Below are 24,356 nucleotides of genomic sequence, written 5' to 3'. Positions count from 1 at the left end.
AAGGGGAAAGTGCCAATTGCTTATTCAATCAGCACTTTTAAGAGACACTAGCTAATTTTTGTCAGCCATTCATTTAACCATGGCTCAGTAACAGGCCAAGGCTCAAAATCTTCACAGGCATCAATTTCTAAGCGATGACCAACAGGTTTTGCCTGTAAATCACGAAACAGCTCATCAAAACTGCGACCTGCGCCACAAAACGTATCGCCATAGCTACGGTCACCCATAGCAATAATGCCGTATTGCTTGCCTGTTAACATAGGGAATTGATCATTCAGTTGGCTGTATAAAGCGACTAAGTTATCAGGAATATCCCCCTGACCCGTCGTTGAAGTGATCACTAAAATATGTGACGCAGCCAGCATGTCATCGACCGTGCCATTTTCAACTAATTGCGCTTGATGCTCTGACTTTTCAATGACTTCAATAACTTGTTCGCTTAAGCGCTCGGCACCGCCGTAAACACTGCCGACAAAAATACTAATGGTTGCCATAATAATCCTTTTCTTCTGTTGGCCAGCCAAGTTGCTGGCAAATCGTTAACATTGCATCGCCTAATGGCGCTTTAATTGTTATTGGTTGCTTGCTATAAGGGTGCACAAACTTTAATTCAGAGGCAAATAACATTAAACGACGAAGCTGAAAATGTTCTCTAAAAAATTGATTATGCTGATTATCACCATGATTTACATCACCAATAATTGGCAATGATAAATGCTTTAAATGACGACGAATTTGATGCTTGCGACCAGTTTTTGGAAAACACTCCACCAGCGAGTAACGAACTGTTGGGTACTTACCTATTGGAATAGGTAAGCTTGCTTGGTGCAGGCAATGAAATTGCGTTTGTGCTTCTTGCGGTGCTTTATCTTGATCAGCAAACTTATCGGCAATTTTATCAAGCTCTTCTTTTAAAGGTTTATCTAAGAAGATTGATTCGTTTAAAAAGCCTCTGACTAAAGCTAAGTAACGTTTTTCAATTTGCCCATCAATAAATAACTGGTTCATGTCACGGGCTGCTTCTGAACTTAACGCAAACAGCAATACGCCGGACGTTGGTCTATCTAAACGATGTACAGGAAACACGTGTTGACCAATTTGGTCACGCAGCATTTGCATAGCAAATTGGGTTTCGTGTTTATCTAAAAACGAACGGTGAACCAATAAACCTGACGGTTTATCAATCGCAATGTAATTTTCATCGCGGTACAAAATCGTTAACTCGTCAAATTGTGGCTTAACAATCTCTTGCATGTTAGTTATCACTTAAAAGTTGATCGAGTTTTTGTAAAACGGTAATCACATCATTTCCGCCACTGTGTTGTGCCAGCATCATTTCAGCCATAGGTGCAATTGCAAAATTACGGGGTAAAGGCTGAGCATGTGCAATTAAGGTATGCATTTTTTCAAGAAAAACAAATTGCAGCCATTGCTCAAAGGCCATAGTGTCGTGGCAAAACGGTACACTTGAATTGAGCGCACTTGGGTCAATGGCTGTTGTTTGCCAAAATGAATGGCGTTGTAATGTGGATTCTAATTCGCGCAGCAGCGCCAAAGTCTGTTGATGCATTGTAAAACTCTTAATACCTTTTTACTTAGGGAAGGTAAACAGACCCTAGTATACCCTGTTCCAAGGCGCCATGGTATGGCGTATAATTCACGACTGATATAGATTAATAACGGTAATTGAGATTTTATGACTGAGCAGATCGCCACTTTAGGGCAACTTCTGGATGCAGCAGGTACCACTTGGCGTGCCTTCGATATTGGCAGACACATCACTAAATTAGACAAAAAACAATTTCTTGCCATTGAAGAGACAAAAATCCCTTACCCATACCCGCTTGCTGGTCATGCTTGGCTTGCTATTCAATTTTGGGATGTAAAAGCGTCTAAAGAACCTTATGTATGGTTTTTAAAATTCCCACTAGATGAGCAAAGCCGCCTAGTAAGCGCAAGCCGCGACCACTTCGCGAATATGGTAATTGAAGCACTCGGCACTGAAATTACCAGTGAAAATGCCGAAGGCAAACTAGATAACAATCCGTATGTATTTACGCCAAACGCGAACAAGCTAGCAGCATTTAATGCGCAGGTTAAATGTTTACTTAAACAAAGTGCCTCACAGTATTACGAATATGCTCAGCTTTATTTTTCAGGCAAGCTTGGTTTTGATAATTGGCAAAGTGTTGCAGTACAAGGTATTGCTGATTTTGCAATGCGTTTAGATAACGACAACAACTTAGCGAACCTACAAGCAGCTTGGGGGCAATTACCTGTAGAAGTATTACAGCCGCTTAGTGCCATGCTTGAACATGTTGCAATCGAACCCGTGTTTGCAGAGCAATTGTTAGCCTATGGTTTAAATGCCATAGAGCATAAAGACGACATCGCCCTTGTCGCAGCTCTTAGAAGTTTATCAAAAACACCGGCGCAAGGTTTAACTGCACAACTTGTTGATGCTGTATTACGCTCGGATATGAATAGCCACTCTGATGTACTATTAACGATTGCAGGGCGTTGTTTTAGCACGCTAGAAGACCCTGACCGCTTACATGTGTTTATGGATTGCTGTGCGCACCATACTGAGATTGAGCAGCTGTTTGTGAGTATTTTCACCGATTTAGTTGCAATTCCTAGTATTCGCCCTCACCTACTTGGTTTATTAAGACAAGAAAATCGTAGCGAAACACTCGCTCGAGCAATTGGAAGGTTATTTTCGTAAATGGCAGGTTTGTGGACACTCATCATCATTGGCAGCATCATCTATTTTTTTTGGTTAAACAGAAAAGTAGCCGAAGCTGCTAACCTTCATGCGCAGAGACAAATTGAGCAATTGAATGTGCAATTGATGAGTGTTGCTTGTAACAAACGCAGAATTGGCATTTTAAAAAGCGGTAAACCAGGCATTAAAAGCGAGTTTATTTTTGAGTTTTCAAGTGATGGACAAAGCGTGTATCAAGGTGTTTTGATCATGGAAAATGAAATGCTTAAAAGTGTAGTAATACCGCCCCATAAGATTTAAGTTGCGAGTTGCGAGTTGCGAGTTGCGAGTTGCGAGTTGCGAGTTGCGAGTTTTACAAATTAACTATTACTGCGAAAAATGCAAACCCTATAAAGAACTAAGGCGTAGCTATTAGCCACGCCCCAATCTTGCTACTTCCATGATTAAGTATCCTTACTTACGCCGAAGCTGCCTTTTTATCTTTCCCCTGAACGGGTATACATCCGATACACCCACCATGCTACTTCATGTAACATTTAACACATCCTAGTGCCGTCCTCTTGCCGTCAATGGCTATCCACTTCGTTTTCCAAACGCTCCTTTTAGCTTCCTGCTAAATTCATCCTTTGGTCAGTCCTTTTCAATCGCTCCGCGATTGTACTGCATCCTGGCAGTGTCCTCGTTCTTCCTTGCTTCCCTAGCTCTTGTCCCTTTGCTTCCTGCTAAGCATCTTGCTTTGTTGCCATAATCCTAATCCTTGGCATCAGTTCAATCATTGAACCTGTGTCTTACTGACATTGTTAAGTTTAGAGAAACGAGGAATTCTTGATAGGCATAAAAAGTAATTTTTTCCATGTCACAAAAAAGACAAAAACAATAAACCCTTTAAAATCACTAAGATGAACGGTTTTAGGTACAAAAATAACAGCATTAAACTGACAATGCGCACAGCAATGTAAGACTTATCTCACATTGCTATTTCCAAAACGTCCTTTCATCAATTTGCAGCTTTAAACATCAAATCTCCTTCGACTTGATTAAAACTAAGACCCTTGAATACGTCAAACCCTTCAGAGCTAAAAAATTCACGTTGCTCAGGGCGGGTAACAAATACTGCTAACCCGCTTGCTTGATTGCTTGATTCAACTAAATCATTAAGACCACGAAGCAAATAGCGCCCTAAGCCTTGTCCCTGAAAGTGTGGGTCAACGGCAATGAAGGCTAAAAACAAATAATGACCTTTGCTCGAAAGAGCTTCACGGATAGTGCGCTCTTTTTCTATAAGCTGATTTGTCTGTAAATAGCCTGCACTGAGCATCAACTTTAAGCGCCAATGCCAATATCGTTCAGCTTGTAGTTCACTTGCAGAATCAAATACACAAGCAATCGCTTTTAATCTACTTTGCGAGTAAAGGCCTATTAATGGCTGTTTTTCTTGCCAAAAACTTGCCAGCTCTTCACGCACCAAAGCACGTAATTTAGTTTCATATTTACTTGGGCTATCTTTTTGAAAACCTAGTACATTCTTAAGAACAGGGTCATCATGATAAGCCTGATAAATAAGGCTTGCAGCAGTGCTAATATCTTCAGCACTTAGGTATTGCACACTTAAGGTTTCGGGTTCAGCAACTGTCAAAATACTCATCCTTTTATTTGTTTTATTATTTTAGTACTAGACTATAAGGTATATACCCTACTGCGATTAAAGACAAATTCAGCGTAAGTTAAACTGCTGTTCATCATCATTAAGTTCAAGCAGTAATAATTATCGCCATACACAAGGAGCAGAACTATGGATACGACAAAACATGACATTTCGACACTATTTGCACAACTTGGTTTGCCAAGCAAAGAAAGTGAAATAGATGCTTTTATAGCATCACATCAACTGTCTGATACGACCCTATTGCAGGAGGCACCTTTTTGGGATGAAGCTCAGCAACACTTTTTAGCAGAATCACTTGCTGAAGATGGTGCTTGGAGTGAAGTGATTGATGAATTAGATGCAAGGTTACGCCAGTAACTTCAGCTAACTTATTTACGAGCTCGAATTACAATTTTTAGCTCGTAAATAAGGAAAGTAATTTCACTCCACATCTATTATTGCTACCATACGCGCGCACTGCAGCCCATATACTGCGGTGCTTTTTAGTCTTTATTAAAGAGTTAACACAAAAATGAATGCCGTTGTATTTGATGCAATTAAAACCCTTCTTGATGAAGGTAAAACCCCGACAGTTGCCTTAACCAAAAGTAAGCTAACTCAACCAATGCCGATGCCTGTGATCATCGCAGCTGTTAGCCAATATAAAAACAACCCGGATTCAATTAATAATTTCATAAATAACCCGTCGAATGAACAACTAATTACACCAAAAGAAAGTCAATTGGATCGTATTGAAGCTAAATTGGATAGGTTATTAGCACTGCTTGAGAAGAAATAATGTTTGTTGTCGATCTGACTTTTGATTGCTACCAAGATACTACCTTAGAACTTGCTGAGCAGGCGATAAATCGCCTGGTCAATGCACTTCGTTTTAACGGCCAAATTATTGGTGACGAATTTCCAACCGTTTTAAAGGATGGATTTTTTATTACCCGAGTGATGTGCCCAACCGAAGATGCAATGCATCCACTCAATCATAGCCCGTTTGTAAAGCACAGTATTGAGCAATTAAACACTGCAGGATTACTAGCACCAAAAGTTAAAGTGGTCGGCCAAGACATTCACTCAAATGGCGCAGACATGTGTAATGACCCCTCATGCTATATTTTATATACCACTTATGTTCACACCTGCAGCCCTCTTTATTGCGGTGATGACTTTTTACCCGTACCGTTATTTCGTATTCCGGCGATTGCCAATGGCGATTACAAAACACTGATAAAATGGCAAGAAGACTGGCAAGCATGCGATCAAATTCAGATTAATGGTGCTACCCGTTGTGAATTTCCTGCTCTTGAAGAGCTGACTAGCATCAACAGTGACTTATATCGCCGTGGTCGCGATATCACTAAGCGTATTAGTTACTTAACAAAGAAGCCGGTTTATTATTATTTATATCGTGTTGGCGGAGTGGATAAAGAGTCAGAGCTAAAACGTCGCTGCCCAAGCTGTGATGGCGACTGGAAATTATCTGAACCTTGGTTTGGTTTATTTGATTTTTGTTGTGAGCCTTGCGGTATTGTTTCTAATATCTCGTGGGATTTTCAATAACTTGCTTTCAAACACAAAAAAGGGGCGATAGCCCCTTTTTAACCAAACAGTTAAACCGTTACTTTATCTAAAAATTCACTAATGCTATTTGCTAACACATGATGTGGTTTCTTACCTACGTATTCTAAGCAAACCTCACCGCTTTCTACTAGCACAGTAATAAGTAAATCATCTTGTTCTGTCAGGCCAATAAACACCGTTTCTGGTTGCTTTAACTTACGCTTCATCAGCACGTGACCGGTAATATTTTGCTGTAAGCGGCTAAAATCATCTTCATTCCATGCTTGGAGTAGTTCAATGTGATGATCATCAACACTCAATAACAAATTACCCGCATATAAATGACCAAACAATGGGTTTAAGTCATCAGGAAAAGATAACTCAAGCGCTTTGGCTAAGTCATCTAAACTTCCGGCAGGTTGCTGTGGGACTGCACACCACTGAATAAGACCCTGCTCATCAACCTCGCCCTGCTCACATGGACTTGGCCATGCTGTATCATGTTCAATAACAGGAAGCTTTCCTGTGCGTTCTAGGCATTTTTCACTAAATGCTTGATGTAACTTATCTAATTTTGTAGAAACAGACATACTGCGAAACTCATTGGCTTTAGGTATAATGCCTCCATTGTAACTACAAAAGTGTAAAGATGACAGATTACAGCAACTCACCCGAACTGAAAAACAGTGTTCTTGGTAAAAGCACAGAGTACGTAGATACCTATACACCAAGCTTATTGTTTCCTATTGCCCGCAAACTAAACCGTGATGCATTAGGGGTTAGCGAAGATAACTTACCATTTAAAGGTCAAGATATTTGGACTGGCTATGAATTATCGTGGCTAAATAGCAAGGGTAAGCCTATGGTCGCTGTGGCAATATTTGTATTTCCTTGCCAAAGCAGTCACATCATTGAGTCAAAATCATTCAAGCTATATCTGAATAGTTTTAATCAGACACGTTTTGCAGCTATTGAAGATGTACACCACGCGCTTAGTAAAGACTTGTCAGAGGCCGTGAATGCGCCTGTTACGGTTAATTTATACCAAGCAGACGATTTCAACTGTTTACCATTTACAGCGTTACCGGGAGAATGTATCGATGACCTTGATATCGAAATTACGAGCTATGATATTGATGCAAGCTCACTTCGCCACCATGGTGATGACATTGTCTCAGAAACACTACACAGCCATTTACTAAAATCGAACTGTTTGATCACCTCACAGCCAGATTGGGCTAGTGTGATTATTCGTTATAAAGGCCAAGCAATTTGCCATGAAGCCTTATTAAAATATTTGATTTCGTTTCGTACTCATAACGAATTTCATGAGCAATGCGTAGAGCGTATTTACTGTGATTTAATGCAACAGCTAAATCTCGAAGAGCTTGAAGTATATGCCCGCTATACACGCCGAGGCGGTTTAGATATCAATCCTTATCGCTCAACGAATCAAGACGAAACACCATTCAACGTGAAGATTAATCGCCAATAAATCCTTATTAGCAATAAAAAACCGAGTTACAAACTCGGTTTTTTATGTCTGGCACCTACTGAATGCCATTATTCGCCTTTAAAAATACCCACATAAGTTGGTGATGTATTTGATTTACTCGCACGATACATTCCGGCAGTGTTAAACGGCAAACTAATATTACCTTTGGTATCAATGATGATCACTCCACCAGTACCGCCCACTGGAATTAAAACATCATGGATCACTTCGTTACCTGCTTCAACAATAGTTTTACCTTGGTATTTTACGCGAGCACAAATGTCTGCTGCCACATTGTAACGAATGAAATACTCACCATGGCCGGTTGCAGATACTGCACATGATTCGTTCTCAGCAAAGGTACCTGCACCAATTACTGGTGCGTCGCCTACTCTGCCAAAGCGTTTTGCCGTCATACCACCGGTTGAAGTACCTGCAGCAATATTGCCGTTTTTATCAAGTGCAACCGCACCTACCGTACCCATTTTATAATTAACTGGTAGCGCTTTGTGTGCTGCTTGGTAATCTTTGCTCGTTACTTTTTGTTTATCGAGTTTTTCTTTCGCTTTTAATAACGCTTTGTAGCGATTTTCTGTATCGAATAGGTTGTTTTCAACCAGCGGCATACCTTGCGTTTTTGCAAACTCTTCTGCACCTTGACCACTGAGCATGACATGCACTGATTTTTCCATCACTAGGCGAGCAAGATTGATGGGGTTTTCAATATGTTTAACCCCAGCAACAGCACCTGCTTGGCGCGTACGGCCATCCATAATTGATGCGTCAAGCTCATGGGCACCATCATAGGTATATACAGCACCGCGACCGGCGTTAAAATACGGAGAGTTCTCAAGTACATTAATTGCCGCGGTGATGGCATCTAGGCTCTCGCCGCCTTTTTCAAGCACGGTATAGCCTGTTTCTACTGCTTCTTTTAATTTTGCGCGATAAGCTTTTTCTTGCTCTGGAGTAAAGCGGCTCTTTTCAATCGTCCCTGCACCACCATGAATGGCAATAGCAAAGGGCTGCTCGGCACTGTGACTTAAGGTACTTAATGATAATGCGCTAAGCGCAATGGCTGAGGTGAGTAATGTTTTTAGCATAGGGGCACTTATATTTCTTTTAGTTGTAAGCCCAATGTGAATAATTCGGCGCTGCTTTTCAAGCATTAACCGATGAAAGAAACAAAAAAAGCGCCTAATGGCGCTTTTTCTTTAGCAGTTTAAAATTAAGCTTTTGCTGCTTTTAAACGTGCTAAACGAGCTACTTGGTGAGTAGACGTTAAGAAAGAGTAGATAGGTGCTAAATAGCCACGTTTACGAAGATCTAAGAACTCTTCATCGCTTAGTGAGTTAAGTTTTTTCTCATCAACAAGGTAAATACCGTTGATGTCTTTTTTCTCACCTTTGATTTCTACAGTTAGCGTTTGTGCAACAAGTAGTTCTTTATCTGCAAGGTATTTAGTGAATGCTTCAGTTACCTGAGAAAACTCGATGAAAGAAACAAGTGCTTCTTTACGACGCTTAAGGTATTCAGTTTCTTCACCGTTTTCGAAAAGTGCGTTACCCGTTTCTTCGCTTACAAGCGGGCTTGCTTCGTCGATTACAATACCAAACTGATCAGCTTCTGGGTGCTTAACAAGACCAAGAGGGTAACGAGTCATAGACATAGGTGCAAATGCAGCTGTCCATTTGTCATCTTGAATGAAAAGGTTTTCGCCTGGCTCTAGACCAAATAAAGCAACTGCTTGGAATTGGCCTGATTCGTTGTTTTTAACAAATGCCATTGGGAATTCATTTGCCATGCGTGCAAATTCGTGTGCAACCACAGGTACTAAGTGCTGAGTTTTCATGAACTCAATGTTGATGCCATTTTGAACTTTAATGTTGGCATGTTTTTCGTTATGTAAAGGCTGTACTTGTTGCTCCGCCATGATACTGCTCCATTAATTTTATATATGTTTTTGCTGTTAGTGCCCAAAGCCTATAGGTTTTGGCAACAAAAAGGAAGTGAAAATTTTGTGGCAGTTTGTACATTATAAATTAACAAATTTAGCTACCTTATCAATTAACCTTAAACGGCGAAAAAACAAACTATAACCATGCAAATATTATCACTCATAAGCCACTATTTTTGTTAGTATATTCAATAATTATGGAATGAGTGAGGCAAACAATGGAAGGCTATCAATTAAATAAAGACTATAAAGTAAGCAGTGTATTCATTACTGAAATTAATGAAGCAGTGTTCATTATTGATGACTTTTTAAAATACCTAGAGCCAGTTTATCACTTTGCCGCAAATACTGCGTACTTTCAGCCTCTTGGTAGTGATGGAACACTCTACCCAGGTAAGCGTGATGAAATGCCAGCCCCCTATTATCGTGCTTTTGAGCAATTAATTAGCGAGCTTTTAGAACATGGAACTATTACAAGTGGTAAAAACAATTTATATCTGCATCGCTGCAAACTTTCACTAGTTACTCAAAATGCAAATGAATTAAATACGTTGCAGCGTATGCCACATATTGATTCAACCGATGATAAAACATTTGCAGCTGTGCATTATTTGTCTCCAAAAGAATGGGGTGGCACAGGGATATACAAATACTTACCCGATAACATTATTAAAGTGACAGCCGATAATCAAAATAGTGTGCATCAAATGATTGCTGATACAGAAAAACACAGCGCAACTCATCAAGGTTACTTAAATGAAACAACAGAGCTTTTTGAAAAAGTGATTAATATAGAAGCCAAAGTGAATAGACTAGTAATTTATAAGAGTAACTTACTGCATAGCGCAGCTCTTTTTAATACCAAAAAGTATAGTAATGACATAAACAACAGCCGATTATCTGTCTCTTCTTTTTTTAGAATAGAATGAACTGGCTAGCTTTGATAGCCAGATCATCTAAGTGAAATTTAGTACTTCTGTAAGCCAAATTTCTTTATTTTATCTAACAGCTCCCTGTGCTCAGGTAGCTCATTCAATAACTGCTTTATGCGTTGCTGTTTAAATTCAGCAACTTGTTGATTGTCGCTCTGCTTGGTTTGCTGCCTTGCCGGTACATAATGCATACCAAACAGTACATATAAGTAGTTTTCTAAGTCAAATAAATCGAACTTACTGGCAAAGTCTTCTCGTACCGGTGTAAAGCGCTGCCAGCGTGCTAGGTTACTTTTTAGTTTTTCTGATAACTGGTCGGTTTTTTTGTTATCACGCCAAAAGGCCGAGTCAGTTCTATCCGAAATACAGTAATGCATTTTTATAAAATCAAAGGTTTGTTGCCATACATAATTAACATGCTGATTGTAATCATCAGCAACTAAGTTAATATCATCTCGGGTACGAGGAAAGCGTTTGGCTAATAACCCCGCAGAAAAATCTGCAATTAAAATGGCTGTGGCTTCAAGTGGCTCAACAAACCCTTGCGACAACCCTACGGCGACACAGTTTTTGTGCCACATTTTTTCTCTGTGCCCTACTTTCATCGGGATCTTTCTTGGCGTTAAGTGCTCAAATTTGTTACCTAAGTAACGATGTAACTTTTCATGAGCTTGTTCGTCGCTCATATACTTAGATGAATAAACAAAACCCACTCCCCTTCGCTCTGTAAGCGCAATATCCCAAATCCACCCTGCTTGATGTGCCGTTGCAATTGTGTAGGGCGGTATTTCATCATCGCTTTGTGTAGGCACTTGCAATGTGATTGCAGTATCAGTTAATAAGCTATCTGATTTATCAACAAAACCAACTCCCAGCTTTTGTCCTATAAAGGCAGCCGAAAAACCAGAGCAATCGATAATAAAGTCAAACTGCAAGGCAGTACCTTCTGAGTCGATTAGGTGTGTAATGAAGCCATGCTCATCACAGGTGACATCTTTAATTTCTGCAAACAGGTGTTTAACAGCAAAATGTTGCGTGGCATGACTTCCTAAGAATGCAGCAAACTTTTTAGCATCAAAATGATAGGCATAACCGTTGACACCGGCATATTGTGGAGTCGCAATTGTTTTTGGTGCTAAATTATTTTCACAGCACGCATGCTGCTTAGAAACAAACTCAGCGTAATCATTACCGCTACCTTCAGCAAGCCACTGCTGTGTTAACTGCTCACCAAAAATATGTGGGTGATCAAATAAATGATGGTAAAAGTTAGCACCATGTTTGTGTTTATCTAGCCAATTTACAAACTTGATTGACTGCTTAAAAGTAACATCACATTCATTGATAAAGTCACTTTCACTGATACCAAACTTTTGTAAAGAGTTACGCATCGAAGGAACTGTACCCTCACCAACCCCGATGCTGGCAATATTAGGTGACTCGATTAATGTAATTTCAATGCCACTTTGTAACAGTGCATGACCTAAATGGTTAGCAGCTAACCAACCTGCGGTCCCGCCACCAACAATTGCGATTTTTTTTATCATTTATACTCGCCCACTTTTTATACCAATTCGCTTAATTAAATGGTCTTTTTTGAAGCAATAAAACCTCGTTGATAACAAGGCAAAAATTTCGTTATTTAGTTGTTCTAAATCAGAAATTTTTAACGCAGGTAGCGACAGGTTTAATCCCTCAAAATAACTAAGTATTATTGCGGATTGGTATTACTCACAAAAAAGCCCAGTACGAGCTGGGCTTTCTTAATTTCGTTATCTAAATCAAATTAGAAACGTAGTGATACACCTAGCTTGTAGCGTGCTTCACCTTCAAAGCTCCATGCTGGGTAGCCGTTACGAAGCTCTGGAACAACTTCTGCATCTGAAGGAGCAACACCGATTTGTACGCTATCTTCTTCAGTTAAGTTAACAGCTTCAAACGTTACGTCAATATTATCAGTTACGCTGTAGTTAGCACTGAAATCAAGTGTACCGTATGATTGGTGCTCACGGTTACCGTAGAAGCCTGGAAGCTCACGGATCATGTACTCTGAACGCCAGTTATAAGCTAAACGAGCTGAGTAAGTATCTGTTTCATAGTAACCCACAAGGTTCACAGTATGCTTAGACGAATCTGAGAATAATGGGATCATATCTGGGTAGTTTTCAGCTTCTGATGGTGCATCAACAAATGTGTAGTTTGCTGAGTAACCAAAGCCACTATCAAAGCCATCTTGAATTTGTAGCTCGATACCTTCGATTTGACCACCACTTGCATTTAGCTTAGTAGATAGAGTCCAGTTATCACCTTGAGTATCAGGGTCCACGACACCAATTTGTTGATTTAAGATTTGGCTTGAGGTAACAAATGATGTGATGTCTTTGAAGAAGTAAGTTGCACTTACCATACCATCACCATCAAAGTACCACTCAATACCTAAATCAGCTTGAGTTGCTTTGAATGGGTTAAGACCAACGTTACCTTTAGTTAGTACCTCATTATTTGCTGTACCATCAGCGTAACCTGCAAAAGATGATGCAGAGAACATATCAGTGTAGTTAGGACGTGCAATAACTTGTGCTGCAGAGGTACGTAAAATAACATCTTCAGCTAAATCAAATGCGATATTGATGCTAGGTAATACGTCGTTGTAGCTTGCTTTATCAGTACTAAGTGAACTCTCGTACTCACCGTTTGCAAAACCGTAGTAATCTGACTCTGCATCTGTTGAGATATAACGTAAACCGAAGTTACCGCGGATAGATTCTGCAGAGAATTCAGCCATTGCGTAAACTGCAAAGTTTTCTTCTTCGATTGTACCGTAACCTGAACGATATACAGCTGAATCATTATCGAAGCTTGAAATTGCAGCACGTGCATCAGCTACCATCTTGTCAAAATCTGGCTCTGGTAAAGTGAAACCAGCACCTGATGACATAGTACCTGAGTAGTAAGTCTCACCATCGCCACTAGGTAATGTATCAACTAAAGTAGTTGAGTAAGTTTCTTGTTTTACTTCGTGGTCTGCCCAACGGAAACCTGTTTTGATTGCAGTAATAGCACCAAAGTCTACAGGGAAAGATAGATCAACCTGTGCATATGTTTCTTCATCTGTGTTAGGTTGTTTTTTCAGAGCCCAACCAGCTGGAGATAATGGACCTGCAAAGTCTGATGGTTCAAAGTACTTGTTATTAATATCAATTTTTATCACATCGCCAGTTGCATCATAAGTACCAGCATAATCAGATGGAACACCAATGAAGTTACCGTAGTTTGCAGTTAGGTCTGTACCACCTTCTGATTCAGTTGTACCGAAACGACCTTTTAATGTGAAATTTTCACCTTCGTATTTAAGGCTGAAATCAGCTGTGTCAGATGACATGCTTGCAATACGTGCCCAAGTTTGAGTCCAACCCGGGTTTGCACCTTCACCAGTACGACGGTAGAAAGTACATGTACCAGATGCATTTGTTTGCTCACATGCAGCTTCTTTGTCGTCTGGGAACATCACGAAGTTTGAGGTGTTTGCATTGTTTGCATCTAACTCAAGGCTCATAATGTTTAAGCCTAACTCTAGGTTTTCTGTAGGACGATATTGGAAAGTTGCATTTAGTGCAGTACGCTCACGTTCTTGTTGGAACGTAGTAGGCACAATATCACCCCAGCCGATAAGTGACTCAATACCGTTACGTTGATAATTTGTTTCTGCCCAAGATACTGAACCTAGTAAACCGAATGTTTCCTCATCATTTTTCCAGCTAAACAAACCAGAAACTTGAGGATCTGTTTCTTCAGAGATTGTGCCGTAATCGCCTTTTACACTTAAGAAAGTCGTACCAGCGTCAAGATCAAGCGGCTTACGAGTGTTAACGATAACCGTACCACCAACACCACCTTCTACAACGTCAGCTTGAGAAGATTTATAAACTTGGATTTCACCAACTAGTTCAGGTGGTAAAAGTGTGTAGTTGAAACTACGGTCGATTGATTGTTGGTCATACCAACCTGTTGATGCAACAGTTTGACCGTTTAAAAGTGTGCGTGTTAATTGGCTTGAAGCACCACGAATCGACACTTGTTGACCTTGACCGAATTGACGATTAACTGCAACACCTGAAATACGACCAAGTGCTTCACCTACATCGCCATCAGGAAACTTACCAATATCTTCAGCAGAAACAGCATCGACAACGCTGTCAGCAAAGCGCTTAGTATTCATTGAAGCTTCAAGTGAACGGCGAATACCGCGGACTTCAATTACTTCAACATCTTCTTGAACTTTAGTTTCTTCTGCTGCGTATGCAGCACCAGTGAACCCAGCACTCATTACGAGGCCGATATTAACTGCTAATAAGCTTTTCTTAAAATTTTTAGCTAACACAGGATTCCCCTTGAATCATTTTGTTGGTTTTTTATATCACTTCTGCCCAGTGATGATGACAACGCTGTCATCTAGTAACAAACCATACACTCTAAATTACATTTGTGCTACATCTTTTTGGTTAATTTGTGCAAAAAATTTACAACAAAATAATCAAGTTATTGATATAACTAATGTTTAATATTGAGTTTTTAAGAATTGTTACAAATAAACGGCGCAAATATAGCATGACTGTTATCGCAGATGAAAAGACCTGAGGAGTGAGATTTTGACAATAACTAAAAATAACATCTATTTTTGTAAGCTTTAGTTTCCACTGAGCAATTATTAACCATAACTAAAAGTTATATAAAACCTTTTAACTAACAATAAATTAGCTTAATAAACTTGCTTGTTTCCAAAAGCATGCTGTCATGGACAAATTTTTTTAACTTTTTCTGGGCAGAATGAGCTAAAGGAATACTGAGAATAAAAATCAATAACAATGACAGCGTTGTCATTTTTAATTATATAGAGCCCTTTTGTTCTTGTCTAACACTTTATAGCGTTATTTAAAGAAAGCGTATTGATTCAAATGAATCACAAAAAGTGATTATTTAAAAACAAAAAAGCGAGCATAACAGCTCGCTTTTAAAGTTAGGTTTAATCTGCTTTTAAGGGGCCCAATAAACTTCAATATTGATATGTGGGTGATTCAATACTGCACGTAAAGGCATATCAGCAACTGCCCCTCCCTCTTTCGCTTGCTTATAAACAGCCAGTTTATCTTCACCGCTAATTAAAAGCTTCACTACTTTAGAATCTGCGATAGCAGATAAAGTTAACGTCATACGCTCGGTGATTTTACCAGTCACATCACTTTCAATAGCGTTAATTGCACATACTAAATCATCTGTCGCAAGGCCGTGTTCTAGACCTTCAGCATGAGGGAAAAGAGAAGCCGTATGACCATCAGGACCCATGCCTAAAATTGTCACATCAAAAGGACGCTTTAATGCTTTGTATGCAGCTTCACATTCAGCTACACCGTTTTGTGCCGTTAATGCGTCATTTTTCATTGTTACAAAATTAGCTGCAGCGCCATGGTTTTGTAATAGCGTGCTTTTGATAAAAGCTTCATTACTTTTTTCATGATCAGCATCAACCCAACGCTCATCAACCATAGCAACATCAATGTTTGCCCAGTCAAGGTCAAGGTTTGATAAGTGTTTATAAGCAGGTGCTGGCGATGAGCCACCCGATACCATCAGTACCGCGCGACCATCTTCTTTAATACCTGCAACAAGGCTTTGCTCAAGGCTTGAAGAAAGCTCAGCTGTTAATTCGTCTTTGTTTGCAAAGAATTTTTCAACAATTGTTGCCATCTTAATTACGCCTTATCGCCTGTGTTAAACCATACATGGTTGTTTTCTTCTAACAATTCATCAGCATCTTCTGGGCCCCATGTACCTGCACGGTATAAAGATGGTGCACCTTTTTCTTGCCAACGTTCAATGATTGGGTCGATCCACTTCCATGCCTGACGAACTTCATCACGGTGAATAAACAGTGATGGATTATTTGCAGCTGCATCTAACATTAAGCGCTTATAAGCATCAGAATGGAAACCATTACTGTATGCCTGTGATAACTCAATGTTCATCGTCACTGGTTCTAATTGCATCTCAAGATTATCAAGGCGCTTAGACATCAGTGTTAATTGAATTGTTTCTTCAGGTTGTAGGCGAATAACAAGACGATTTGGCTCAATATTACCTACATTGTCTGTATAAACATTGTGTGAAACTTTTTTGTATTCAACAACGATTTCAGCACAACGCTTTTTCATACGTTTACCAGTACGTAGGTAGAAAGGCACGCCAGCCCAACGCCAGTTGTCGATATGCGCACGAATAGCAACGAAAGTTTCTGTTTTACTTGCGCCTTCGTTTAGCTCTTCTAAATAACCAGGGACGATTTTACCGTCTAAGTTACCTGGCACATACTGACCACGTACAATGTTCGCATCCACATCTTCAGCCACTAACGGACGTAACGACTCAAGTACTTTCAGTTTTTCAGTGCGGATACTGTTAGCATTTAATTTGTTTGGTGATTCCATCGCTACTAGGCAAAGTAATTGTAGCAAGTGGTTTTGTACCATATCACGTAATGCACCCGCTTTATCGTAGAAACCAGCGCGGCTTTCTAAACCAACAGTTTCCGATAGGCTGATTTGGATGTTATCGATTGATTTAGCATCCCACAGGTTTTCAAACAGTGAGTTTGAAAAACGCAATGCCATTAGGTTTTGTACAGTTTCTTTACCTAAATAGTGGTCAATGCGGAAAATTTGTTCTTCACTAAAGTACTCTGCAATTTTCGCATTAATGGCTTCAGCTGATTCACCACAGTAACCAATTGGTTTTTCAACAACAACACGTGATGTTTCTGTGATCAGGCCTTTCTTAGATAAGATTTCACAGCAGCTACCGTATACTGCAGGCGGTAATGAAAGGTAAAAAACACGAGACTTATCAGCGTCGTGTTCATTAAGGATATCTCTTAGTTTATCCCAGTCATCATCTGCTTCAGTCACATTTGATACAACTGGCACAAGGTAAGCAGAAAAAGCTTTCCAATCTTTTGCGTTGTATTCACCTTTACCTAAAAAGTCCTGTAAGGCTTTGTGCGCTGTTTCGATATATTCTTTACGTTTGCTTTCTTCGCGTACCGTAGGCAGGATACGAGAACCTTGAGGAAGGTTGCCCTCTTGATAAGCGCGATACATTGCAGGAAGTAACTTGCGTAGCGCAAGATCACCGCCGCCCCCAAAAATTACGATATCAAATGGATTTAACATATATCACTCTCTACATTGGCAATGCCATGTTAATCGACTCATTCAGTATGGCAGTGCGTGTTGTTATCTGGTTGATTGGCTGTGTTAGATGATCCCTTTAACAAAGCCTGTTGAATTTGTTTGTAAGTAGCTTACTCATTATTCTTATGTTGGCTGAAGTAAATGAGTCTTAGGGGCTCTGTAAATCCTCTCACAAAAATACAGGCCCTAAGAACTCCAGCGCTACCCGTTCAAAGGTATTCTGTTTGCAGCAGCTGCTGCGAATCTGTTACTGCTTACGATGTGTCTTATAGTAAGCGATCAGTCCGTTGGTTGAGCTATCGTGTGGATGACTAATTGAGTCATCAAATAGTTCAGCTTCAATTTTCGAGGCAAGTCCTTTACCTAGCTCTACACCCCATTGGTCAAATGAACAGATTTCTAAAATAATGCCTTGGCAGAAAATTTTGTGCTCATAAAGCGCAATTAAACGTCCTACCGTTTTCGCATCAACTTTATCTAATAACATTGACGTTGTTGGGCGATTGCCTTGGTGAATCTTGTGATTCAATAATTCTGCAATTTCTGCTTCAGATTTACCTTTTGCGGTCAAATCAGCAGTGACTTGCTCTGCATCAACACCGGCCATCATCGCTTCGGTTTGTGCAAAGAAGTTTGATAATAAAATATCATGGTGCTTACCAACATTTACTTGCGGCTCAATTGAAGCAATAAAGTCAGCAGGCACAATTACATTACCTTGGTGCAGACATTGGTAAAATGCGTGTTGGCCATTGATACCTGTCATACCCCAAATAATAGGAACCGTCGTATAAGGAACAGTTTCACCAGCAAAAGTAACATGCTTACCGTTACTTTCCATTTCACCTTGCTGTAAATACGCAGGTAACATGTGTAATGCTTGGTCATACGGTAAAATTGCTTGTGCGGTATAACCTAAAAAGCTAGTGTTCCATACACTTAAAAGCGCCATTAACAATGGTACGTTATTTTCAAATTCAGCATTTTTAAAATGCTCATCAATTTCAAACGCACCTTCTAGGATCTCTTCGAACGCGTCGAAGCCTAGGTACAAGGCGATTGGTAATCCTATCGCACTCCATAAAGAAAAGCGACCGCCTACCCAATCCCACATTGTGAATACGTTTTCATCAGCGATACCAAAGGCCGCTGTTTTTTCTAAATTGGTGCTTACAGCAACAAAGTGCTTAGCAATATGCTCTTGAGCTTGGGCTGTTTGTAGAAACCACTCAACAGCCGATTTAGCGTTAGTCATAGTTTCTGAGGTCGTAAACGTTTTAGATGAGATAACAAATAATGTTGTTTCAACGTCTAAACCTTGTAAAACAGATGCAATCTGAACACCATCAACATTAGATACATAGTGAACATTTAATGTGTCATCAGCATAAGCAGCAAGCGCTTCTGTTGCCATTTGCGGACCTAGGTTTGAACCACCCACACCAATTGCAACAACATCTTTCACAGCTTTACCTGTGTAGCCTAACCACTCACCACTGCGCACTTTGCTAACAAACGCTTTCATTTTAGCAAGCTCTGCGTTAACAGCGTCCGTTACATTTTCGCCATCAACCATTACAGCAGTGTTAGCGCGGTTACGTAAAGCAGTATGAAGTACAGCACGGTCTTCAGTAATGTTAATTTTCTCACCACTGAACATTTTGTCTCGCCATGCGCTAATGTCACACTCTTTCGCTAAAGCAATTAATTGTTCAAAAACAGTTTTATTAATTTGTTGTTTCGAGTAATCGAATAATACACCTGGGATCTGAGCAGAGAATTGCTCGAAACGCGTGCTATCTTTGGCAAATAAATCTTTAAGATGAATTTGTTTCATCTTTTTGGCACTTTCAGATAGTGCTTGCCAACTAGCTAATTGCGAACGGCTGCTCATATATATAATCCCCTAAAAACTTGCAACAAACTGATTTTTAAATATCTTTTTATTAATGTTGAATAAAGACAGCAATAAAAAATAAGATGAAAATTAACACTAAGTCAAAATGACAACGCTGTCAATGCTCTACTTTTACATTTTATAGTCGAGATAATAGCGCAATTTTTCTCTTTTGACACCGGTATCATAAAAATTATCTCAATTATTTTACTGCTAATTTAGTAGAACATTAGATACACTAACTAACTTATATTAAATATTAATGTACCTATTAAGAAAAAGCGCTCTAGCGAACACTTTTCAATATTATTATAATACAAATATAACTAACTATAAAGTAACAGTATGAAAGTAACCATAAATGATGTAGCCAAGCTCGCTGGTGTTTCAATGAAAACAGTCTCGCGAGTGATCAATAAAGAGCCATCGGTCAGAAAAAAAACTTACGACATAGTGATGGACGCTGTTAACACGTTGAACTATCAACCAAACCTTGCAGCTCGTAACCTAGCAGGCACATCGTCTTTTACTGTTGGTTTAGTTTATGACAACCCGAATGCTTATTATGTCATCGACATGCAAAATGGCGTATTGTCGCGTTGTAAAGAAGAAGGCTATGAACTAGTCATTCACCCTTGTAACTACCTCGATGGCAACATGGAAGAAGACTTCAAAACCATGATAAAGCGCTCTCGTTTGGCTGGTTTAGTGTTAACACCCCCCCTATCAGAACAAAGCAGTATCATCGATATGCTTGATGAAATGGGCATTCATTATGTGCGTGTACTCTCCGGTCGCCCTACAGAGGAAGACCAAGACACCTGTATTTATGTAAATGACTACGCGGCTGCATACGAAATTACTTCTCACTTACTCTCGCTTGGTCATAAAAACATTGGTTTTTTATGCGGCGATAAAGAACATAAATCTACGACTGAACGTTTAGCGGGTTATCAGGCTGCATTAAAAGATCACAGCATCTCATTGAAGGATGAGCTAATCTACGAAGGCCAGTACTCTTTTGAATCAGGTGTTGAAGGTGCAAAAGCATTGCTTGGTGAGAGTAACCCGAAAAGCATCACTGCCCTACTTGGCGGAAACGATGAAATGGCAGCTGGCGCGTTATTCGCCTCACGCTTAATGGGTATTGAAATTCCACAGCAGTTATCAATTACTGGGTTCGAAGATTCTCCATTCTCGCGTCAAACTTGGCCAAAGCTTACCACAGCCCATCAAGCAAATGATGTAATTTCACAGCATGCAGCACGCCTGTTGTTCAGAAAAACCCGTGGTGCACGGAATCAAGATAAAGACATTATCACGACCTTTACCCCATCATTAGTGGTACGTGAAAGTTCAGGCCCCATAACAGCCTAACTTAAACAGCTTACAAAAAAGCCGCTAAATAGCGGCTTTTTTAATGAACGACTTAAATTACCTTTTACAACAACGCTAAACCACCATCTAAGTTATATACCTTTTCAAAACCAAGTTGTGACAGGTTATTTGCTGCTTGCTTTGAGCGGTTACCGCTTCGACAAACCAAGATATAAGTATGCGTTTTATCTAATTGCTCTTCGACGATGGCATTTGCCATACGGCTCAATGGAATGTTGATCACTTTACTATTAGCAACGGAAAATAACTCTGAAAGGTTATTCGCGCCATGTTCATAAGGCTCACGAGTATCAATTATATAAGTAGCTTGAGAGTCAAGCATCGCTTTAGCATCCGCTGCAGTGAGCTGTTTCATAGGTGCGCTTTCAAGGGTTTCAACATAACCACATAAAGAATGACTTGCAGTATGCTTTTGTTCATCAGCTTGATGTTTTAACTCAATAAACTGCGTATCCGATATTTGGTCATTCAATAACTGTGCTAATAGCGGCGTGGTCTCTTTTTGCGCATGCCAATCCATAGCAAAACATTGTTGATAATCATGACCCGAACAAATCACCGTTGAATCTTGTATTGCTATAGCAAGCTGCTTTAATGACTGTGCCATTTGCGCAGCATCGCCGCCACTAATAGCCGTGTTACCTAAACCACCCGGTAAGATTAAATCGCCACAGAAGCAATAGCTCACATTACCACTTTGAGTATCTTTTAATAAGTAGCTGGCACTATCTTTACTATGTCCCGGTGTCGCTAATTTAGTTAAGCGTACACCAGTTAATTCGATAGCCTGTGACTCTTTAGGCCAACCAAGTTCATCTATCTCGCTAGCAACATAACGCTCTGCTAGCTCTTTGGTTAACAAACAACGAGCCGATAAACGCTCTTGGTGGTTATGGGTATCTAAAATCGCTTTTACTGTTAGACCTTGTGTCGCAACAATTTTCGCCATACGTGGAATAAGCTCGATGATAGGATCAATCACCACTGCGTTTTTATCGCTATCAACATAAAGCCAGCAGCACGCAGCTTGATGGCGAAGTTGTGTTAAGCCAATCGCACAGACTTCGTGTTGAGGTGATGTACTATCAGACACAACAAGGCAGTTTGCTTCTAGAATCGGTTTTAAAGAACGAATTTTATCGCAAGCAAAGTCAATTTCTTGTTGATTTACAGCAGGGCCAAACGACATACGTATCGCGTTTTCACTTTGCCAATCACTGGCCCCCATCGCATCAAGTACAAAACTACGATTTGCGCCTGAGCTACATGCAGAACCGCCACTCACACGGATACCCGCAGCATCAAATAAATCCATCACTTCTTTACTCGTTAATTCATTAACTGCAAAGTTCAACGTTGTTGGCACTGAATGCTCAAAACTGTGGTTAAACGTGATGCTGCCAAAGGTGTCTGTTAGTGCTCCTAATAATTGCTCACGATAAGCATGTAGCTGCTCAATTGGTTTGAATGTTTGGTTTTGTTTATCAAGTAATAACGAGAACAGCTTATTTAAACCGGCAATACCTGGTAAGTTTTCGGTGCCTGATCGCATACCGCTTTCTTGGCCGCCACCAGCAATAAACGGTGTATATGCACTGCCTTCACGAATATAAAGTACGCCAATTCCTTTAGGGGCATACAATTTATGGCCTGAGAATGGGGCGTAATCAATGGTTGTTTGGCTTAGCGCTAAGTTGGTTTTGCCTAAGGCTTGTACGCAGTCTACCATCCAAGCAACATGGGTGTTTTCACTACGAATAACTTGCTCAATAGCGATTAAGTCTTGGAATACACCGGTTTCGTTATTGACCGCCATAGTACAAATCATCAGCGCATTAGCTGCATGTTTGCGAATAAATTCGTGATCTAAAATACCGTTTTTATCAACGGGAATAGCTAACACCTGTGCATTAATATCAAGCACGCTGTTCCAATGTTTTAGGGTATTTGGCACTGCTTTATGTTCTGTTGCCCCATAAAGTAATACCGGGTTCTCAATTGGGTGATTTTTCGCAGCAATAAGCGTTGAAACAACCGCCGTTTGAATACCTTCGGTTGCACCAGAGGTAAATAAAATATCGCCGTCGGTTGCGCCAATTACTTCACGCGCTTTGTTACGCGTTTGCTCTAATAAGTGCTTTGCTTGAATACCAGTAATATGAGAGCTTGATGGGTTACCAAAACATACTCGCATCGTATGCGAAACCACATCGGCAATTTCAGGAAGTACAGGAGTCGTTGCATTCGCATCTAAATAAATTTGCTGATTAGCATCGTCAGGAAGGTAAAAATTTGCCATGTAAAACGCACCATATTACTAAAAGATATATCTTATAACCTATTTTACATTTTTCACGGCTAATTTATAATAATCAATTAGTCAGTAAAGTGCGTTTTCTATACTTTTTAAGACTAAGCTAATTTTCGATTAGTTCAACCTGTTTTGAAGACCATGCATTAATAAGTGCTTTAACCAATGACGCAAGTGGTATCGCGAAAAATACGCCCCAAAACCCCCATAAGCCACCAAAAAACAGCACAGCCACTATGATAAACACAGGGTTTAAATCGACAGCTTCAGAGAACAGCAATGGCACTAAAACGTTGCCATCAAGTGCTTGGATCACGCCATAGATAATTAGAATGGTCCAAAATTGTGTTTCTAAGCCAAATTGGAATAACGCCACCGCTGCCACAGGAATAGTCACCAATGCTGCCCCTACAAATGGAATCAGAACTGATAAGCCAACCAACACACTTAATAAGGCTGCATAACGAAGATCAAGAACTGCAAAGGAGATGAAGGATGCAGTGCCCACAATTAAAATCTCAAATACCTTCCCGCGGATATAATTCATGATTTGCTGATTCATTTCTTGCCACACTTGAATGATCAAACGGCGCTGCTTTGGCAATAATCGCTCAGCACTTTGCGTCAGCTCTAATTTATCTTTAAGCATAAAGAACACTAAGAGCGGCACTAAAATCAGATAAATCAGCCAAGCTGCTACATCTTTAATAGAGGTTAACGATACGGATAACACCAACTGACCAAACTCAATGGCTTTAGTTTCAACACTGGTAACAATTGATTTAACCTGATCTTCAGTAATCAAACTTGGGTAATCTTCAGGAAGGTGTAAAAGCAGTGCTTTACCTTTCTCAATCATATATGGGGTTTCTTGAACTAGATTACTGGTTTGCTGCCAAAGCACAGGCCCCATGCCAACAATAATCATGATCATCAAGCCACTAAATACCAACATAACAAGAATCGTTGCAGTAAAGCGCTTTAAACCCAGCTTTTCTAAATGAGCAACGGGCCAATCTAGTAAATAGGCAATCACCAAGGCAACTAAAACAGGCACGATTAGCGAGCCAAAAAAGTAGAAAAATGCAAAGGTTGCAATAAGCAGTAACAACAAGGTTACTGAATGGGGATCTGAAAATTTATTTTCGTACCAGGCTTTTACATACTCAAACACGAATGG

General features: G+C 40.0%; 22 protein-coding genes. 8 read left to right on the top strand and 14 right to left on the bottom strand.

Features of this window, described 5'->3' with window-relative positions; translation table 11 throughout:
- Positions 1–47: 47 nt before the first annotated feature.
- The 3 genes from QUE86_RS13550 to QUE86_RS13540 are packed head-to-tail and all read right to left on the bottom strand — an operon-like array spanning position 48 to position 1,570.
- Complete coding sequence (locus QUE86_RS13550) at positions 48–494, bottom strand: flavodoxin (protein ID WP_130051870.1); 447 nt, start codon at positions 492–494, stop codon at positions 48–50.
- A complete protein-coding gene (gene truC / locus QUE86_RS13545; protein ID WP_130051871.1) occupies positions 481–1,254 on the bottom strand; it encodes a tRNA pseudouridine(65) synthase TruC in 774 nt (257 codons plus the stop codon). Before truC ends, QUE86_RS13550 begins: the two co-directional genes overlap by 14 nt.
- A gap of 1 nt (position 1,255) precedes the next feature.
- Positions 1,256–1,570, bottom strand: a complete 315-nt coding sequence (locus QUE86_RS13540) for a YqcC family protein (RefSeq protein ID WP_130051872.1) — start codon at positions 1,568–1,570, stop codon at positions 1,256–1,258.
- A 126-nt stretch (positions 1,571–1,696) separates the two neighbouring features.
- Here QUE86_RS13540 and QUE86_RS13535 point away from each other — a divergent pair, with 126 nt between their 5' ends.
- Positions 1,697–2,725, top strand: coding sequence for a DUF3549 family protein (locus QUE86_RS13535; RefSeq protein WP_256854712.1), 1,029 nt, complete (start codon positions 1,697–1,699; stop codon positions 2,723–2,725).
- Complete coding sequence (locus tag QUE86_RS13530) at positions 2,726–3,025, top strand: DUF3301 domain-containing protein (RefSeq protein WP_130051874.1); 300 nt, start codon at positions 2,726–2,728, stop codon at positions 3,023–3,025.
- Positions 3,026–3,722: 697 nt separating this feature from the next.
- Here QUE86_RS13530 and QUE86_RS13525 read toward each other — a convergent pair.
- On the bottom strand, positions 3,723–4,370 hold the full coding sequence (locus QUE86_RS13525; protein ID WP_286257827.1) for a GNAT family N-acetyltransferase: 648 nt from the start codon (positions 4,368–4,370) through the stop codon (positions 3,723–3,725).
- A 147-nt stretch (positions 4,371–4,517) separates the two neighbouring features.
- On the opposite strand from QUE86_RS13525, the gene QUE86_RS13520 reads away from it, so the two are divergent.
- From QUE86_RS13520 to QUE86_RS13510, 3 genes are all read left to right on the top strand, one after another.
- Entirely contained in the window at positions 4,518–4,748 is a 231-nt protein-coding gene (locus QUE86_RS13520; RefSeq protein ID WP_036969581.1) for a DUF2789 domain-containing protein, read from the top strand.
- Positions 4,749–4,902: 154 nt separating this feature from the next.
- Positions 4,903–5,169, top strand: a complete 267-nt coding sequence (locus QUE86_RS13515) for a hypothetical protein (RefSeq protein ID WP_130051876.1) — start codon at positions 4,903–4,905, stop codon at positions 5,167–5,169.
- Positions 5,169–5,942, top strand: coding sequence for a Zn-ribbon-containing protein (locus QUE86_RS13510; RefSeq protein ID WP_130051877.1), 774 nt, complete (start codon positions 5,169–5,171; stop codon positions 5,940–5,942). The genes QUE86_RS13515 and QUE86_RS13510 overlap by 1 nt, the downstream gene beginning before the upstream one ends.
- Before the next feature lie 50 nt (positions 5,943–5,992).
- Here QUE86_RS13510 and syd read toward each other — a convergent pair whose 3' ends face one another.
- Positions 5,993–6,532: a SecY-interacting protein gene (gene syd / locus QUE86_RS13505; protein ID WP_130051878.1), complete on the bottom strand. Its 540-nt coding sequence runs from the start codon at positions 6,530–6,532 to the stop codon at positions 5,993–5,995.
- Between the two features lie 59 nt (positions 6,533–6,591).
- Here syd and queF point away from each other — a divergent pair, with 59 nt between their 5' ends.
- Complete coding sequence (gene queF, locus QUE86_RS13500; RefSeq protein WP_286257817.1) at positions 6,592–7,437, top strand: NADPH-dependent 7-cyano-7-deazaguanine reductase QueF; 846 nt, start codon at positions 6,592–6,594, stop codon at positions 7,435–7,437.
- A 68-nt stretch (positions 7,438–7,505) separates the two neighbouring features.
- Here the strand turns inward: queF and QUE86_RS13495 are convergent, their stop codons facing one another.
- Positions 7,506–8,540 (bottom strand): isoaspartyl peptidase/L-asparaginase family protein, encoded by a 1,035-nt coding sequence (locus tag QUE86_RS13495; protein ID WP_286257815.1) that lies wholly within the window; start codon positions 8,538–8,540, stop codon positions 7,506–7,508.
- 125 nt (positions 8,541–8,665) lie between these two features.
- On the bottom strand, positions 8,666–9,370 hold the full coding sequence (locus QUE86_RS13490) for a SapC family protein (RefSeq protein ID WP_130051881.1): 705 nt from the start codon (positions 9,368–9,370) through the stop codon (positions 8,666–8,668).
- 242 nt (positions 9,371–9,612) lie between these two features.
- On the opposite strand from QUE86_RS13490, the gene QUE86_RS13485 reads away from it, so the two are divergent.
- A complete protein-coding gene (locus tag QUE86_RS13485; RefSeq protein ID WP_130051882.1) occupies positions 9,613–10,323 on the top strand; it encodes a DUF6445 family protein in 711 nt (236 codons plus the stop codon).
- A 38-nt stretch (positions 10,324–10,361) separates the two neighbouring features.
- On the opposite strand, the gene QUE86_RS13480 is transcribed toward QUE86_RS13485, so the two are convergent.
- The 5 genes from QUE86_RS13480 to pgi form a co-directional block, all read right to left on the bottom strand.
- The gene (locus QUE86_RS13480; RefSeq protein ID WP_130051883.1) at positions 10,362–11,873 is read right to left on the bottom strand and encodes a tryptophan halogenase family protein; all 1,512 of its coding nucleotides are present in this window, start codon (positions 11,871–11,873) and stop codon (positions 10,362–10,364) included.
- A gap of 239 nt (positions 11,874–12,112) precedes the next feature.
- Positions 12,113–14,653: a TonB-dependent receptor gene (locus QUE86_RS13475; RefSeq protein ID WP_130052307.1), complete on the bottom strand. Its 2,541-nt coding sequence runs from the start codon at positions 14,651–14,653 to the stop codon at positions 12,113–12,115.
- A 707-nt stretch (positions 14,654–15,360) separates the two neighbouring features.
- Positions 15,361–16,071, bottom strand: coding sequence for a 6-phosphogluconolactonase (pgl, locus tag QUE86_RS13470; protein ID WP_286257810.1), 711 nt, complete (start codon positions 16,069–16,071; stop codon positions 15,361–15,363).
- A gap of 5 nt (positions 16,072–16,076) precedes the next feature.
- Positions 16,077–17,549, bottom strand: coding sequence for a glucose-6-phosphate dehydrogenase (zwf, locus tag QUE86_RS13465; protein ID WP_130051885.1), 1,473 nt, complete (start codon positions 17,547–17,549; stop codon positions 16,077–16,079).
- A gap of 268 nt (positions 17,550–17,817) precedes the next feature.
- Positions 17,818–19,464, bottom strand: a complete 1,647-nt coding sequence (gene pgi, locus QUE86_RS13460) for a glucose-6-phosphate isomerase (protein ID WP_130051886.1) — start codon at positions 19,462–19,464, stop codon at positions 17,818–17,820.
- A gap of 348 nt (positions 19,465–19,812) precedes the next feature.
- Here pgi and QUE86_RS13455 point away from each other — a divergent pair, with 348 nt between their 5' ends.
- Positions 19,813–20,844 (top strand): LacI family DNA-binding transcriptional regulator, encoded by a 1,032-nt coding sequence (locus tag QUE86_RS13455; RefSeq protein WP_130051887.1) that lies wholly within the window; start codon positions 19,813–19,815, stop codon positions 20,842–20,844.
- Positions 20,845–20,908: 64 nt separating this feature from the next.
- Here the strand turns inward: QUE86_RS13455 and QUE86_RS13450 are convergent, their stop codons facing one another.
- Positions 20,909–23,164, bottom strand: a complete 2,256-nt coding sequence (locus tag QUE86_RS13450; protein ID WP_286257805.1) for an aminotransferase class V-fold PLP-dependent enzyme — start codon at positions 23,162–23,164, stop codon at positions 20,909–20,911.
- Positions 23,165–23,282: 118 nt separating this feature from the next.
- Positions 23,283–24,350, bottom strand: coding sequence for an AI-2E family transporter (locus tag QUE86_RS13445; protein ID WP_130051889.1), 1,068 nt, complete (start codon positions 24,348–24,350; stop codon positions 23,283–23,285).
- Positions 24,351–24,356 lie beyond the last annotated feature (6 nt).

It is taken from the genome of Pseudoalteromonas apostichopi (genome assembly GCF_030297135.1).
Lineage (GTDB): Bacteria > Pseudomonadota > Gammaproteobacteria > Enterobacterales > Alteromonadaceae > Pseudoalteromonas > Pseudoalteromonas apostichopi.
This window is presented reverse-complemented; position numbering and strand designations above follow the sequence as displayed.

Excerpts from the sequence above, each read along its gene's own strand:
- QUE86_RS13475 (WP_130052307.1), bottom strand. The coding sequence starts at position 14,653 with ATGAGTGCTGGGTTCACTGGTGCTGCATACGCAGCAGAAGAAACTAAA.
- truC (WP_130051871.1), bottom strand. The coding sequence starts at position 1,254 with ATGCAAGAGATTGTTAAGCCACAATTTGACGAGTTAACGATTTTGTAC.
- QUE86_RS13455 (WP_130051887.1), top strand. The coding sequence starts at position 19,813 with ATGAAAGTAACCATAAATGATGTAGCCAAGCTCGCTGGTGTTTCAATG.
- QUE86_RS13550 (WP_130051870.1), bottom strand. The coding sequence starts at position 494 with ATGGCAACCATTAGTATTTTTGTCGGCAGTGTTTACGGCGGTGCCGAG.
- pgl (WP_286257810.1), bottom strand. The coding sequence starts at position 16,071 with ATGGCAACAATTGTTGAAAAATTCTTTGCAAACAAAGACGAATTAACA.
- QUE86_RS13540 (WP_130051872.1), bottom strand. The coding sequence starts at position 1,570 with ATGCATCAACAGACTTTGGCGCTGCTGCGCGAATTAGAATCCACATTA.
- QUE86_RS13535 (WP_256854712.1), top strand. The coding sequence starts at position 1,697 with ATGACTGAGCAGATCGCCACTTTAGGGCAACTTCTGGATGCAGCAGGT.
- QUE86_RS13510 (WP_130051877.1), top strand. The coding sequence starts at position 5,169 with ATGTTTGTTGTCGATCTGACTTTTGATTGCTACCAAGATACTACCTTA.
- QUE86_RS13480 (WP_130051883.1), bottom strand. The coding sequence starts at position 11,873 with ATGATAAAAAAAATCGCAATTGTTGGTGGCGGGACCGCAGGTTGGTTA.
- QUE86_RS13485 (WP_130051882.1), top strand. The coding sequence starts at position 9,613 with ATGGAAGGCTATCAATTAAATAAAGACTATAAAGTAAGCAGTGTATTC.
- QUE86_RS13450 (WP_286257805.1), bottom strand. The coding sequence starts at position 23,164 with ATGGCAAATTTTTACCTTCCTGACGATGCTAATCAGCAAATTTATTTA.
- QUE86_RS13520 (WP_036969581.1), top strand. The coding sequence starts at position 4,518 with ATGGATACGACAAAACATGACATTTCGACACTATTTGCACAACTTGGT.
- zwf (WP_130051885.1), bottom strand. The coding sequence starts at position 17,549 with ATGTTAAATCCATTTGATATCGTAATTTTTGGGGGCGGCGGTGATCTT.
- pgi (WP_130051886.1), bottom strand. The coding sequence starts at position 19,464 with ATGAGCAGCCGTTCGCAATTAGCTAGTTGGCAAGCACTATCTGAAAGT.
- QUE86_RS13515 (WP_130051876.1), top strand. The coding sequence starts at position 4,903 with ATGAATGCCGTTGTATTTGATGCAATTAAAACCCTTCTTGATGAAGGT.
- QUE86_RS13525 (WP_286257827.1), bottom strand. The coding sequence starts at position 4,370 with ATGAGTATTTTGACAGTTGCTGAACCCGAAACCTTAAGTGTGCAATAC.
- QUE86_RS13530 (WP_130051874.1), top strand. The coding sequence starts at position 2,726 with ATGGCAGGTTTGTGGACACTCATCATCATTGGCAGCATCATCTATTTT.
- syd (WP_130051878.1), bottom strand. The coding sequence starts at position 6,532 with ATGTCTGTTTCTACAAAATTAGATAAGTTACATCAAGCATTTAGTGAA.
- QUE86_RS13490 (WP_130051881.1), bottom strand. The coding sequence starts at position 9,370 with ATGGCGGAGCAACAAGTACAGCCTTTACATAACGAAAAACATGCCAAC.
- QUE86_RS13495 (WP_286257815.1), bottom strand. The coding sequence starts at position 8,540 with ATGCTAAAAACATTACTCACCTCAGCCATTGCGCTTAGCGCATTATCA.
- queF (WP_286257817.1), top strand. The coding sequence starts at position 6,592 with ATGACAGATTACAGCAACTCACCCGAACTGAAAAACAGTGTTCTTGGT.